General features: G+C 42.7%; 13 protein-coding genes. 9 read left to right on the forward strand and 4 right to left on the reverse strand.

Annotation, left to right across the window (positions count from 1 at the left end; translation table 11 throughout):
- Window positions 1–120 precede the first annotated feature (120 nt).
- The 6 genes from clpB (at window position 121) to PN470_RS15270 (ending at window position 6948) form a co-directional block, all read left to right on the forward strand.
- A complete protein-coding gene (gene clpB, locus PN470_RS15245) occupies window positions 121–2781 on the forward strand; it encodes an ATP-dependent chaperone ClpB (RefSeq protein ID WP_272104758.1) in 2661 nt (886 codons plus the stop codon).
- A gap of 956 nt (window positions 2782–3737) precedes the next feature.
- Entirely contained in the window at window positions 3738–4400 is a 663-nt protein-coding gene (locus tag PN470_RS15250; protein ID WP_016516534.1) for a potassium channel family protein, read from the forward strand.
- 33 nt (window positions 4401–4433) lie between these two features.
- Complete coding sequence (locus PN470_RS15255) at window positions 4434–5210, forward strand: DUF2092 domain-containing protein (protein ID WP_123230740.1); 777 nt, start codon at window positions 4434–4436, stop codon at window positions 5208–5210.
- A gap of 91 nt (window positions 5211–5301) precedes the next feature.
- Window positions 5302–5544 (forward strand): AbrB/MazE/SpoVT family DNA-binding domain-containing protein, encoded by a 243-nt coding sequence (locus tag PN470_RS15260; RefSeq protein WP_002754951.1) that lies wholly within the window; start codon window positions 5302–5304, stop codon window positions 5542–5544.
- Window positions 5541–5873, forward strand: a complete 333-nt coding sequence (locus tag PN470_RS15265; RefSeq protein ID WP_002778731.1) for a type II toxin-antitoxin system PemK/MazF family toxin — start codon at window positions 5541–5543, stop codon at window positions 5871–5873. The genes PN470_RS15260 and PN470_RS15265 overlap by 4 nt, the downstream gene beginning before the upstream one ends.
- A gap of 199 nt (window positions 5874–6072) precedes the next feature.
- On the forward strand, window positions 6073–6948 hold the full coding sequence (locus PN470_RS15270; RefSeq protein ID WP_272104759.1) for a DUF6515 family protein: 876 nt from the start codon (window positions 6073–6075) through the stop codon (window positions 6946–6948).
- Here PN470_RS15270 and PN470_RS15275 read toward each other — a convergent pair.
- On the reverse strand, window positions 6945–10007 hold the full coding sequence (locus tag PN470_RS15275) for a DEAD/DEAH box helicase (RefSeq protein ID WP_272104760.1): 3063 nt from the start codon (window positions 10005–10007) through the stop codon (window positions 6945–6947). The genes PN470_RS15270 and PN470_RS15275 overlap by 4 nt on opposite strands.
- A gap of 201 nt (window positions 10008–10208) precedes the next feature.
- Here PN470_RS15275 and PN470_RS15280 point away from each other — a divergent pair, with 201 nt between their 5' ends.
- Window positions 10209–10997, forward strand: a complete 789-nt coding sequence (locus PN470_RS15280; protein ID WP_272104761.1) for a pentapeptide repeat-containing protein — start codon at window positions 10209–10211, stop codon at window positions 10995–10997.
- Here PN470_RS15280 and PN470_RS15285 read toward each other — a convergent pair.
- Window positions 10994–11428, reverse strand: coding sequence for an ArsR/SmtB family transcription factor (locus PN470_RS15285; RefSeq protein ID WP_196219501.1), 435 nt, complete (start codon window positions 11426–11428; stop codon window positions 10994–10996). The two genes, PN470_RS15280 and PN470_RS15285, sit on opposite strands and share 4 nt — an antisense overlap.
- Window positions 11429–11463: 35 nt before the next feature.
- On the reverse strand, window positions 11464–11628 hold the full coding sequence (locus PN470_RS15290) for a metallothionein (RefSeq protein WP_002778739.1): 165 nt from the start codon (window positions 11626–11628) through the stop codon (window positions 11464–11466).
- A gap of 313 nt (window positions 11629–11941) precedes the next feature.
- Between PN470_RS15290 and PN470_RS15295 the strand changes: the two genes are divergently transcribed.
- Window positions 11942–12586, forward strand: coding sequence for a Uma2 family endonuclease (locus PN470_RS15295; RefSeq protein WP_271935254.1), 645 nt, complete (start codon window positions 11942–11944; stop codon window positions 12584–12586).
- Window positions 12587–12673: 87 nt separating this feature from the next.
- Here PN470_RS15295 and PN470_RS15300 read toward each other — a convergent pair whose 3' ends face one another.
- Window positions 12674–13246, reverse strand: coding sequence for a DUF2808 domain-containing protein (locus PN470_RS15300; protein WP_002738348.1), 573 nt, complete (start codon window positions 13244–13246; stop codon window positions 12674–12676).
- A 164-nt stretch (window positions 13247–13410) separates the two neighbouring features.
- Between PN470_RS15300 and recF the strand changes: the two genes are divergently transcribed.
- On the forward strand, window positions 13411–14538 hold the full coding sequence (recF, locus tag PN470_RS15305; RefSeq protein ID WP_002747232.1) for a DNA replication/repair protein RecF: 1128 nt from the start codon (window positions 13411–13413) through the stop codon (window positions 14536–14538).
- Window positions 14539–14980 lie beyond the last annotated feature (442 nt).

The raw sequence follows: 14980 nt of genomic DNA on the forward strand, positions 1-14980 counted from the left end.
ACACCCCACACCCCACACCCTCTTTCAAGTCAGATCCTTTGTCGATCCTGGAACTTTGTGATCGATCGAGACTCCTTGCTATACTATACCTCTGACACTGGCTTTCCTCATTGGTGCAGAATGCAACCCACAGACTCGAATAAATTTACCGAACAAGCTTGGGATTCAATCGTTAAATCGCAAGAAATTGCGCGACGCTTTAAAAATCAGACCTTAGAGGTGGAACACGTTATTATTGCCCTCCTAGAGCAGAATAACGGTCTAGCCACCCGGATTTTACAAAAAGCTAATATAGAAATTCCCCGACTGCAACAACAGCTAGAAGTCTTCACCAACCGACAGCCGAAAGTGGCCATCGTCGATCAATTATACCTAGGTCGTGGTCTTGATCTGCTGCTCGATCGAGCGGAAGCATCCCGGGAAAGTTGGCAAGATAAATTTATCTCCGTCGAACATCTTCTCGTCGGTTTTGCCGAAGATGAAAGGGTTGGCCGGAAATGTTTACGCACTTTCAATCTTGACCCCCAAGATTTAGAATTAGCTATCAAAGCTATTCGCGGTACTCAAAAGGTTACTGAACCCAATCAAGAGGAAAAATACGAAGCTTTAGATAAATATGGCCGGGATTTAACAGCAGCGGCCAAAGAAGGCAAATTAGACCCGGTTATCGGTCGCGATGAAGAAATTCGACGGGTGGTACAAGTCCTCTCGCGACGGTCAAAAAATAACCCGGTTTTAATCGGTGAACCGGGAGTAGGAAAAACCGCTATTGCGGAAGGATTGGCCCAAAGGATTATTAACGGAGATGTTCCCGAATCTTTGAAAAATCGTCAGTTAATTTCCCTCGATATGGGAAGTTTAATCGCTGGGGCAAAATATCGAGGCGAATTTGAGGAAAGATTGCGGTCAGTCATGAAAGAAGTTACCCAATCAGAAGGGCGAATTATTCTCTTTATTGATGAACTGCATACCGTTGTCGGTGCGGGTTCTAGGGAAGGGGGATCGATGGATGCAGGCAACCTATTAAAACCTATGTTAGCTCGGGGAGAATTGCGCTGTATTGGGGCGACAACTTTGGATGAATATCGCAATCATATTGAAAAAGATCCCCCTTTAGAAAGACGTTTTCAACAGGTTTATATTAAGGAACCTTCCGTGGAGGATACTATCTCGATTCTCCGGGGTTTAAAAGAACGTTATGAGGTGCATCATGGGGTGACAATTACCGATTCGGCCCTAGTGGCAGCAGCTACCTTATCCCATCGTTATATTAGCGATCGTTTTTTACCGGATAAAGCGATCGATTTAGTCGATGAAGCGGCGGCAAAATTAGAGGTAGAAAGTACCACTAAACCCGCCGATTTGGAAATGATAGATCGTCGCTTAATGCAGTTACGGATGGAAAAATTCTCCTTAGAAAAAGAGGAGAAAAAGGATCGAGCTTTTCAAGAGCGTTTAGAAAGAATTATCGAAGAAATTGAGGAATTAGAAAATAAACAAAAGCCTCTCGCTGATCAATGGCAAACGGAAAAACATATCGCCGAGGAAATTAAATTATTACGAGAGGAAGAAGAACAATTGCGCCTACAGGTGGAACAGGCGGAACGAGCTTATGATCTCAATAAAGCGGCCCAATTAAAGTATGGCAAACTAGAGATTTTACAGGGGGAATTAGAAGTAAAAGAAAAAGAAATAGAAACTATTCAAGCGGCAGGTTCTACCCTGTTAAGACAACAGGTAACTGATGCTGATATCGCCGAAATAGTTGCCCGGTGGACAGGAATTCCCGTCAATCGTTTAATGGAATCGGAACGACAAAAATTATTAGAATTAGAGTCTCATTTACAGAAAAAAGTTGTCGGACAAAATGAAGCGGTCACGGCAGTAGCAGCGGCGATTCGACGCGCACGCGCAGGAATGAAAGATCCCTCCCGTCCGATTGGTTCATTCCTATTTATGGGACCCACAGGAGTGGGTAAAACCGAGTTAGCGCGGGCCTTGGCCGGGTTACTGTTCGACTCCGAGGAAGCCATGGTTCGCATCGATATGTCGGAATACATGGAAAAACACGCGGTTTCGCGGTTAATCGGCGCTCCTCCGGGTTATGTGGGTTACGAGGAAGGGGGACAACTATCGGAAGCGGTGCGTCGTCGTCCCTATTCTGTGGTTTTATTGGATGAAGTGGAGAAGGCCCATCGGGATGTTTTTAACATTTTATTACAAGTGCTTGACGATGGGCGCATTACCGACTCTCAGGGGCGAGTGGTGGATTTTCGGAATACGATTATCGTCATGACCAGTAATATTGGCAGTGACCATATTTTAAATGTTTCCGAAGATGCCGATTATGAGGAGATGCGGAAACGGGTTTTAACAGCTTTGCGGAGTCATTTTCGTCCCGAATTTTTGAATCGTATCGACGATTTAATTATTTTCCATACCCTGAAAAAAGAAGAATTGCGTTATATTGTTCGTCTGCAATTACAGCGTCTGGAAAGATTATTAGGAGAACAAAAAATCAATCTAGAATTAACTACGGCCGCAGAAAATCATATTGTTACTGTTGGTTACGATCCCACCTACGGTGCGCGACCTTTAAAACGTGCTATCCAACGGGAGTTAGAGAATCCTTTAGCCACAAAAATTCTCGAACAAGCTTTTATGGAAGGGGATACGGTGGTAATTGATTGTCTGGATGAGGTGTTAAGTTTTAGCAAAAAGGAGCTAGAAAAGGAAGGGCAAACATTAGAATTAGCTGTGGTTAACCTCAGTTCAGATTAAAACCAGATAGGGGATATATTCCCCCTCTGAGTTTACCGTAAAAGCCAAAAATGTCCGAAAAGAATCCTATTTTTTCCCTTGGGCGGTTAGTCTAGTAACATCCCGCCAGAGGAAAAATTTCCTCAAGTTTTTTTATTCCTCAACTTACCACATACATATATACTAATACTAAATTCGGTTATTAAAAACTGATTATTTATTCCCCCTTTTGCCTCTTGCCTCTCCTGATATCTAGCCGATCCTGTAAATATCAGGATCGTCGTCGAAGATATAGTTTAAAAGTTAATCTGTTGGCGGCTATTTAAGTAGGTAGGCGTTAAAAATTATCAGATGCCCCCCTTATCAAAGGGGATCCCCCCGCCTATCGGCACCCCCCTTATCAAGGGGGGCAGGGGGGATCGAACCTAAAATCCATTTTTAATTTAATTATAACCAGCTATTTATAACTATGAGTTAGGGATAGGTGTAGCAGCTTATTAAAAGTTGCCAAACATTAATCCAGTGAAGGAGAATTGTAATTAGTCAGGAGAATTTATTCTCAATTATAAAAATTGAGAGAGTTTGTGCTGCTTAAATAAAGAGGTTTTGACAACCAAATTCAAGCATATCTAAAGAATTTTGAGTTAAAAGTTAAACTTCTGGTTTTCATTCAGAACAAATATATTAATTAACTATTTTTTTTGGGAAAATTAGTTAACCGAATCCTATAACATATAATTAATTTGCAAGAATTCTAATGTGCTGCACTGGATGGCAATTCTGCTGCGCTCCATTGCAGCTGTTAAGCTTTGTTGTTAGATCGACAGCTTAACACGGTTTACTTGTACTCTATGCTAAAATCTGAACGCTACGATCTAACTTATTTATCTTCTGTCAGAGGAGGAGAGTTAGAATAGAGAGAAAATTCCTCAAAACGAGACTTGGTATATGGTTAAGCCAATTAAAGGTTCGCTGCTATGAAATTCCGTCAATTGATGCGGGCAACAGAAAATAAATACAATCGGCTGCTGGCAAATCTGCTCTCGCTCTACATTATTTACCCGTTTTTAGTATATCTACCCCTGGGAGATTGGCTGATTTTCTTTTTCTTCTCCCTCTCTCTGATCATCGCTGTTTATCAGATCGATCGCAGTAAATTGGCTTTAAGATATAATATCGGTCTGTTTTTGATTGCCCTCCTCCTGCGAGCATTCAGCACGATTATCCCTATTTATAGCGATTTCAACCGTTGGTTCGAGCTATCTAGTACATTAATTTCTCTAGCTTTTGTTAGTTTATGTGTGTACTCGATTTTACTAGAATTAATTCTCGCCGAACAGGTCACATCTGATATCATCAAAGGGGGAATTTGTGTCTATTTTCTCTTGGGATTTTTCTGGGCATCCGCTTATAATATCGTCCAGATTTTTGAACCCGATTCCTTTAGCTCCGCCGCTAAAACCGTCAACCAGGCGGATCTACTTCATTTCAGCTTTACTACCCTGGCTACGGTTGGCTACGGTGATATAGTTCCTACCAGTAAAATCGCTAGAGTTCTAGCCAATTTAGAAGGAATGACTGGAGTTCTCTATCCCGCCGTTTTTATCGCTCGTTTAGTCAGTTTACACAATGGTCGTTAACCAAAACAATCCATCGCCCTGGGGGAATATTAGATGATTATGCGTCGCTTTATCCCGATTCTTTCTTTGCTTTTGCCTTGGGTCACTGCTGCGGCAGTCTTGGCGGAAATCCCCACTCTGGCCCAGGAAATCCGCCCAAAAACGGCGGAACAAGTGATCGAGCAACTCTGTGCTAATTTAACCAAACAGCGAGCGTTCACCGTCAATATGGATGTCACCTATGACGATGTACTCGACTCTGGGGCGAAAGTTCAGTACAGTGCCTATCAAAACATCTGGGTAGAGAAACCCAATCGCCTGCGCTCGGACTACACTGGGGATGAACGAGTTACCCGCTTTTTTTACGATGGTAAAACCTTCACCCTTGCGGATCTGGAACGGGATCTATACGTCACGAAACCAGCACCGAATACTCTGGATGAAGTCTTGGACCAAGTAGAGCAAAAGTACGGGATCAGCATTCCCATGTCAAATCTGGCAGCGAACGATCCCTGTGCAGATCTAATGGCCGATGTCAAGCAAATTATTTTTATCGGCAACGACATGGTCAACCGCGAACCGATGTATCACCTGCTGCTGATCGGCAGCGATCGCGACTATCAAATCTGGGTCACGCAGGATGCCACCCCCCTAATGAGGAAAGCGATTATCACCTATAAAACTCTACCCGGTTCACCCCAGTACACGGCAATATTATCCGATTGGAATTTTAATCCCAGTACACCCGCCGATACTTTCACTTTCCAACCGGGATCAGAGTCGATCCCTATCGAACTTCTACCCCCTAGGGATAATCAATCCCAGCAGTAAACCCCGTTCATAAAATGCGATCGCTTGTCGGTATTCCCCTAAATCAGCGTTTTGATATACTTTGAATATCTAACGAATTCGAGGTGGGATCATGAAGTCGCAGATTCGACGCTGGGGTAATTCTTTAGCGATTCGGATTCCCAAGTACGCGGTGGAAGCACTAAACCTCAATCCCAATGACGTTGTTGAATGTTCTGTGGAAAACGGAAAGCTAGTAATTGAGCTAATTCAAGCCTTGCCTGAGTTAAGCCTAGAAGAACTACTGGCTGAGGTTGTTGAATCACCGGAGCCGGAAGTGGATTGGGGACGGCCAATGGGAGAGGAGATTTGGTGACATACATTCCAGAACGTGGAGATTTCCTGCGGTTGAGCTTCGACCCACAAATTGGGCATGAGCAAATGGGTAATCGTCCAGCACTGGTGGTAAGCCATATTGATTTTAATCGCAAGATTGGTTTTGCCTTTGTCTGTCCGGTGAGCAATACGCAACGCCAGAACCCTTTCTACGTCAAGATTCCAGATGGAGAGGCAGTGACAGGAGTTATCATGGTAGATCAGCTGCGATCGTTGGACTTCCGAGGGAGAAAAGCGAGCTTTATCGGCAAGTGTCCAGAACGGTTGCTCCAGGATGTTCTCAGAAGAATTAAGCCGATTCTGTTCTGACAGGGACATTCTCAAAAGTCCCAGAAGAGCGATATTAATTATGAACCCAACCCAGATTTATCATAGAAAATGTTCCCGCCAGAGTTCGTGTAGAAACAGGAGAGCGTTTTTTTTGCACCAGAAACCGTCGAACGCTTGCAGAAAATAATCTGGGAAGATAAGCAGCCAAGGCGAATAAAAAAATCAAGGAGTCCGGGCCATGAAAAGATCTTTATGTCAAAACTTATGTGTTCTTGCCGCCCTCCTTTTGGGTACAAGTTTACTGATCACGGATTATGTGGACGCTCGCGGTGGCGGTGGCGGTGGTCGTAGCGGTGGCGGTGGTGGAGCTTCCCCACGGGTTAACCGCAGTAGTAATCTGCAAAACCGAGGGAATTTTAGTAATCGTTCCCAAACCTCTAGAGATTTTTCTGGAAGACAGGGGGAACGGCAAACCAGTCAACAAAACCGCCAAGGGGAACGCACGGAAAGACAGGGGGAAAGACAAACTAATCAACAAACTCGTCAAGGGGAACGCACGGAAAGACAGGGGGAACGGCAAACCAGTCAACAAAACCGTCAAGGGGAACGTAGCGAAAGACAGGGGGAACGGCAGAACGAACGCACCGAAAGAACCGATACCCGTCAAGGGGAACGCACCGAAAGACAGGGGGAACGGCAGCAGCAGGTTAGCGATCGCCAACAGAACCGTCAGAACTTTATTGACGATAATCGCAACGGTTACTGGCGTGGTGGCGGTTGGTACGGTGGCGGTTATTACGTCCCCCCGGGTTGGGGTTGGGTAGGGTTAACCACTGGCCTAGTCATCGGTTCAGCGATCGCTACTCTCCCCCCCTACTACAATACCGTCTATGTGGGTTCTACTTCCTACATTTACTCGGACGGCATCTATCTTCAACCTAGCGGCAGTTCCTACACGGTGGTGGCCCCGCCAATCGGCGCAATTGTCACCTATATCCCAGACGGCTGCACCACAATTACGGCTGACAATACGCTTTATTACAATTGCAGCGGTATTTACTATCGGCCTCTGTTTGAGAATGGTTCCACGGTTTATCAGGTGGTTCGCTTCTAATCAATTTCTTCTTCATCAATAATTGCCGATCGATCTAATAATAATAAATCTCGTAGGCGATCGGTATCTAATTCGGTTAACCAATTTTCCCCAGCATCTACGGTTTGTTCCGCTAATTGTTTCTTGCTTTCGATCATCTCATTAATGCGTTCCTCTAGGGTTCCCGTACAGATGAATTTATGTACCTGAACATTACGTTTTTGTCCGATGCGGAAAGCGCGATCAGTGGCCTGATTTTCTACGGCCGGATTCCACCAACGATCGATATGAAAAACGTGATTAGCGCGGGTTAAATTTAATCCTGTTCCCCCCGCTTTCAGGGAGAGAATAAAAATCTTTGGTCCTTGGGGATCATTTTGAAAGCGCTCGATCATTTCTACCCGATCTTTTGTTTTGGTAGAACCGGAGAGAAATAATATTTCCTCGGCTAATTTTTTCTGGAGATGGGTTTGTAGGAGTTTTCCCCACTCGGCAAATTGTGTAAAAATTAAAGCTCGATCGCCTTCTGCTATCACTTCCTCTACCATGGCTTCTAAGCGTAATAATTTTCCCGATCTTTGACTGGTTTCTAAACTATTTTCTTTCAAAAAATGGCCGGGATGATTACAAATTTGTTTTAGTTGCATTAGCAAGGTTAAAATTAATCCATGTTTCTGAATTCCTTGAGTTTCTTCAATTTTCTGGAGGGTTTTCTCGACTAATTGTTGATAAAGTTGTCCCTGTTCTTTCGATAAACCACAAAAAATATTCATTTCCTGTTTTTCTGGTAAATCTTCGATAATAGTTTTATCGGTTTTTAATCTCCGTAAAATAAAAGGACGGACAAGGGAACGTAAATTATGCAGGGATTCTTGATCGCCGTATTTTTCAATGGGAAGGGCAAAACGACGCTGAAAAAAGGCTTGAGTTCCTAAAAAATTGGGATTGAGAAAATCCAAAATTGACCACAATTCTGTCAGGCGATTTTCTACGGGAGTTCCCGTTAAGGCAATCCGAAATCCTGCGGGTATTTTTCGCACTGCTTGGGATTGTTTAGCCGTAGAATTTTTAATATTTTGAGCTTCATCTAAAACTAAACCTTGCCATTGTACTGCTTCCAAAGTGGACAGATCGCGATAGATTAAAGGATAACTGGTAATAACAACCGATTTATTTTTTACCTCTTGAGCAAAAGCTTGACCTTTTAATCTTTTTTCGCCATGATGCACAAAAACAGCCAGGGTGGGAGCAAATTTTCTTAACTCATGTTCCCAGTTATTAACCACAGAAGTGGGAGCCACCACTAACACGGGATTAACTAACATATCCTCTTCTTTTAATGCTAGTAAAAAAGCGATTAATTGCGGGGTTTTTCCTAACCCCATATCATCGGCTAAACAAGCACCTAAACCCCACTTTTCTAGGAAAGCTAACCAACTAACTCCCTTGATTTGATAGGGACGTAATTCCCCCCGAAATTCCCGCGGGGGTTTGATTAATTGAATCCCTTGATTGTTATTTAAATTATCAATTAATTCCTTTAATGCTCCCTCCGCTTGAAAATTAACTACCGGCAGTTTAGCAATTAGATTATTATCTCCTGAACTCAAGCGCAGAGCATCCTCCACCGAGAGATTAAGGGGAGTAATGGTATTATTTAAAATTGCCTGAGCTGCTTTAACATCCGTAGGTTGTAGGATTAACCATTTGCCCCCCACTTCCACCACTGGCGATTTTTTCTCTAATAACTTATCAAAATCTTTTTTCGATATTTCCTGTTCCCCTACCACTAATTTAAGCTGAAAGTTTAATAAACTGGTTAAACTTAATCTTTCTCCTTTTTTGGGAGTTACACTGGCAGCAATCTTAATTCCTAATCTTTGTTCATTACTACCAGCAGTTAACCCCGTTGGTAAAATTACCCCTAATCCCTGATCTTGCAATTGCCAAGCGATCGAGCGAATAAACTGATAAACTTCGATCGAATCAAGAGAACATTCCTCCGGGTGTCTTTGCTCTAAACTAATTCTAATCGGTTCGTACAATCGCGATGCTAATCCTAATCCTTTTAAGAGAATTTCCTGGGGATTATTGACAACTCTTTGATAACTATGATAACTTTCTTTCCCCTCTAACCAAATCAACTTGGCACTAATGAGAAATTCGGGATCATCTAACGCTTGTAAATAATAGGTTAGTTTCCACGCTGTCCCTAATCTGGGAGGTTGTAAAGATAAACAGACACGGTATTGATTCTCGATTAATTGGCGATTATTGCCATTAACTAAACTTTCTTGGATAGGAAACACCCAGTTATTATAAGCATTTTCTAGACGCTGTAAATTCTTGGCTTCTAAAGCAATGTCATGATGATCACCGCTTAAAGATTGTAGCCAAGTTTTCACCATCAATGAGGGGGAAATATTAACACTACTATCTATTTTTTGTCGCAAACGAGCATCGACAATATTTTTTAAGCAATCGAGAATAATTGTTTGTGGTTCGCTATTTTCTTGATAGGCAAGACAAACCGGGGGGATGGTTTGGATAAACTTAGCTAAACGAGTGCGATCGATGGTACTATCTAGCAGGGGATACCAGCAACTTTCACCCTGATTTATTCCCGCTAAAAATTTCCCTCTTGCTAATAAATCTAAACTCCAACGGTGCAAATACAGCCAAAATCGTAGATCATTGCCGATAAATTCGGCCTTAGCTAGGGGTAATTTCTCCCATAACTGTATTATCATCCCCGCAGAAAAAGTTAATCCCGATACCTGCCATGGTTGCCAAGACAAGGATTTAGCTGTGGGTTCGAGAATTTGCCCCGACAGCAGCGGTAAAAAATATTTTTTCCTTGGGGGGGAATAACTAGGCAAACTGAGCTTGATTGATTCTGGAGAATAGCAGTCAAGCTGAGGAGAAAATTTCTGGATAAATTGGGCTAATGCCCCAGATTCTAGACAAAAAGGATGATTTTCCTTTGTTTCACTTAATTCCTTCCCTTGCCACTGTTCACCCCAAAGAAAAAAAACACTATCCTGCGAACCAATCAGCCAATTACCGTGTAGAGTAGTCATTATAAAATAGGGAAATTCCTCTAAAAAACCTGCTGTTGAAAAGGTAACAAATCTCGATTTTGTCGCTTCTTCTGACCTTAAGAGCCTCTAATCTCCTATTTTAGTGGACAAGGGCTGATTTCTCAAGCAGAATCTAGTTCAGCGATTAGCCCCGATCGCATGGTTATTATCAGTAATAATAAATAGATTTATTTTTAAACTATGTACAAATCGATCGCCCTCACCCTCCTCCTCAGTCTTCCCCTGAACTTCTCCCTAGTTGGTTATGGGGAAGATTTAAACCACCTACAGCAATTATTATCCACCCGAAAATGTCCCCAATGCGATCTGAGCGGTTCGGGGTTAGTGCAATCGAATCTAGTCGGGGCAAAATTAAATGGGGCCAATCTCGTCGGTGCTAATCTTAGTCAAGCTAATTTAAGTGGAGCGGATCTGAGTGGTGCTAATTTAACTGGTGCTTCTTTCTTTGGTGCTAATCTGACTGGAGCGAACTTAAGCGGGGCAATCTTGACGGGTGCGGATTTAAGAGGCGCTTATCTCAATAATGCTAACCTTGACAACACCAAACTAGACACTGCATACGTGCAGGGTGCGGTGGGAATTCCCAGTAGTGCAGGTACTCCTGAACTATTCTACGGTCTAGGGATGGTGGAAGGAAAACAGGGACGCACCAGCGCCGCTATAGAAAATTTTAATAAAGCCTTGACAATTAACTCGGAATATGCTCCAGCTTATCTGGCCCGGGCCATGGCTCACTATCGTCTGGGACAAAATGCTCTAGCGGCCCAGGACGCTCAAATGGCTTCGACTCTCTTTGAACGACAAGGCAATACCCCCGGTTACGAAGCGGCAGAGAATTTTATTAAAGGCATGGAAATCGCCCTAAAACCGCGAGAACAAGGTGGTGGCAACGCTCAATTAGACCAAATGGTGCAGGGGATTGGTTCTCTGCTCCTACAGTTTGTTTTACCCGCTTTGGGACTGTTTTAATCCTCGTCCGCTGGCTCTTCTAAATGTTCCGAGACCGCGTAATAAAGGTCAAGAACATGATGATCGGCAAGACGATAAAAGACTCTCCGTCCCTGTTTTTGGTATTTAACTAATCTTAAGGCTCTTAGGGTTCTTAACTGGTGCGATACGGCCGATTCACTCATCCCTAAGTCGTCGGCTAAGTCACAAACACATAATTCTCGTTTGGCTAAAAGCGATAGAATTCTTAGGCGGTTGGCATCCCCCAAAAGGCTGAAAAATTCGGCCATTTTTTGGGCTTTTTCGATTTCTAATCCCTGCAAGTGCTGGAATTTCGCCTCTTGGTGATGGGATTCCCCACAAACCGGTGCTATTTTCTCTAGGGCCATATTTTTTCCTGATCGGTTATTAAGGGAAAGTTGAGAAAGGGAGGTATCGATCGAATCTTCCATGCCGATACTTGTCCCCTTCTCCCCAATAACTAAATTTAACCGCAAATACAACTCTGGTGTCCACAGCCTTTCCCTTTAACGTGACCATCGGCACAAGCTTGGGAACAGTAGTATTTATCGTTTTCTTTGATGGCATCGGCGATCGATACTTGACACGTACAGGATTCACAAGCACATTTCATGGTGGTGACAGCGATCATGGTTACTACCTCGGAACTTCTTTACTGACTTTAGTATAACATCTGAACAGATGTTCATGGATTGAATAAAGTTAAATTTTTCTAAAATTCAGACGGGTGGGAAGTTCTCCTTGATCAGTGATCAGATTTGAGTTTTCAGTTTGCATATAGAGCTTTTCAGGTTACTGAGGTATCGACAAGTTTTGCCAACCAAGAGTTTAAGCCCCTTGCCCATGCCTCATTCTGATGAAAACTGCTATATATAGTCTAAGGTAGAAAAAAGTTAAATACTGACTAAACCGCCCAATCATAAGAACTTAGGCGACAAATTCTGATGTTATTAGCATTAAAACAACTAACTGTTACCCCAGGCGATCGCCTGTTGTTAACTTCACTCACTTGGCAAGATTATGAAACAATTCTTGACGAATTGGGAGATCGACGGTCAATTCGTCTATCTTATAGTCAGGGAACTTTAGAAGCAATGACTCCTCTTTTTATTCATGAAAACACCAAAGTTTTAATCGGGGATTTGGTTAAAGTTCTCCTAGATGAATTAGAGTTAGACTATGAACCCGCTGGATCGACAACCTTTAAAAATCAGCAAATGGATCAAGGAATAGAACCAGATGAGTCTTTTTATATCGAAAATTGTCATGCTATTCGGGGAAAAACGCGCCTTGATTTGGCGATTGATCCCCCTCCCGATTTAGCAATTGAGATTGATATTACTAAGCGAACCCGATTTAATAATTATGAGCGATTGGGTGTTCCTGAATTGTGGCGATATAATGGAGAGAGACTGGAAATCAATGTTTTGCAAGGATCAGAATACGTTGAATCTTGCCAAAGCCGACTATTTCCTCAATTTAATCTAATAGAAAAAATTCCAGGAACGCTACAAAATAGTCAAAAAATCGGTAGTGCCATGGCATTAAAACAATTCCGAATTTGGGTCAAGCAAACGCTTAATCCCTGAACTCAAATGAACAACGAAGTCAGGGAACTGAGGTTTCCTACTGTCTTTTTACTGCTCACTGATTACTGTTTTTAGACGCAGAACGGCCTACCAACGATCGCCAGCATCGTAAATTGTTAAACGTCCGACTCCTAGAGCTAATCCGGGAGAATTGTCTCCGGGGGGATAAGCAGTAATTCCAAACTGATAGACACCACCATAATCGGGATTTCGTACTGGTTTCAGACCGATGGAAACGGTATTACCGGGGGGGACAGGAGGATCAAAAATGACCGTAATCGTCTGAGTATTGGGGTCAAAAGTAGTGGATTTTAGGGTTAATTTTTCGCCTCGCTGATTGCGATCGCCAAGAAAAGCAAAAGTTTGATCAACAAGAAAAGCAATAGTTTGAATATTAGGCTGCTGTTGTATAGTTACTTTGCCCAAGGGCGCCCCGAGAGACGGCGGCAGAGCGATGGTAAGATAGTATTTTGCACCCCAAGCACGCACGGATTGGAAAGTAGCGAAGAAATTAACCAGAGTGGGAGAACTCTCAAAAAATACTCTGCCATCGGGAAATTGTCCTGCGAGAGACACAGAAGCATCAAAAGCGAGTATAGCAATCAAAGCGAGTTTAGATAGACTTTCAGTCTGTTTTAAAGGCAAAAAGGGAATCTTCAAGGTAAAAGCTACTATAAAATATTGATTGTCAAGGAGAATTATAGCAAATTCACTTAACCCTCAGCCGCTGCCATTATCAGTGATCAGTTATCAGTTATCAGTGATCACTGATCAGTTGTTTTCTCCCCACTCTCCCACCCCCAATACTTAACCCCCAACTTGCAATGTATCTCGAACACCTGCACCTTCACAGTTTTAGAAATTATGCCGAACAGTTGCTAAAATTCGAGTCCAAAAAAACAATATTATTGGGCAATAATGCTCAGGGAAAATCCAATTTACTAGAAGCGATCGAACTTTTGGCCACTCTCAAGAGCCATCGAGTCAGCAAGGATCGGGATTTAGTGCTAGAATCGGACTCGGAGGCGAGAATTTTTGCTAGGGTTAATCGTCTTTATGGAGCATCAGAATTAAGTTTAATTCTCCGTTCTTCCGGTCGTCGCACCGTGATCCGTGACCGTCAACCCCTGCGCCGTCATCTCGATTTTTTGGGCGTGATTAATGCGGTACAATTTTCTAGTCTCGATCTGGATTTAGTGCGCGGTGGTCCGGAAGCTCGCCGAGATTGGTTAGATACTTTATTAATTCAATTAGAACCCCTATACGTTCATATTTTACAGCAATATAACCAGGTTTTACGACAAAGGAACGCTCTTTTAAAAGAGATTCGTAAACAGGAATTAGAGGGAAAAGTTTATGCGGATTTATCCCAACTAAAACTCTGGGATTTACAATTAGCAGAAACTGGTTCAAGAGTTACGAGAAGAAGGGCGCGAGTCCTGCAAAGATTAATTCCTTTAGCTCAAAAATGGCACGAAAGTATTAGCGGAAAAACTGAATATCTAGAATTACAATATATTCCCAATGTGCCTTGGGTAGAAGATGATGTCAATGGGGTACAAACAGCTTTTTTAGATAAAATTGAAACCCGTCGTTTGGCCGAGAAACAGCTAGGGACATCGGTAGTCGGTCCCCACCGGGATGAAGTGGATTTTTTAATTAACCAAAACCCCGCTAAATCCTACGGTTCCCAAGGACAACAAAGAACCTTAGTTTTAGCCTTGAAATTAGCGGAATTACAGTTACTAGAGCAGATTATCGGGGAACCTCCCCTACTACTCCTCGATGATGTTTTAGCGGAATTAGATATCGAACGACAAAATCAATTATTAGATGCGATCGAAGACCGTTTTCAAACCTTAATTACCACCACTCATCTCAGTTCTTTTGAGTCTCGCTGGTTGCAATCTTCCCAGATATTTTCTGTCAAAAAGGGACATATTTTTTATTAGTCTATAGCCTCTCTTTGTTTGTCTCTTTGCTAACGATATACACCCATAATTTTATCCCCCCTTAATAAGGGTAGGGCTATTTCATTCTCAAGAAAAAAGGAGAAATACGGCGATAAACGAAATTTTAGCGACCTAAAGACAATAATTGGGAGATGCTGTGCTGATTGTGGTCAATTCTCTTTGTTAAAGAATCATAACCCTCTAACCTGTACAAGGTTAAAACCGGGAGCATCTCACCTTTGTAACCCCTAAATCAGGTTTTATGTCAAGCTATTTTGAAAGCCTTGCGAGAAACCAGTTTGGTGGTGATTCGGTAGTAGTGATGGCGGCTTAATCCTTTGCTTTGCTGTGCATTGTAGTCATGGATAAAATACCAAAGGGTTCCCCAAGGTGATTCTCCATTTTTTTAGAGAAAGATAGACTCTCTCTCACCAGCCGAGAA

It is taken from the genome of Microcystis sp. CS-574, from assembly GCF_028329095.1.
GTDB classification, from domain to species: Bacteria; Cyanobacteriota; Cyanobacteriia; order Cyanobacteriales; family Microcystaceae; genus Microcystis; species Microcystis ichthyoblabe_A.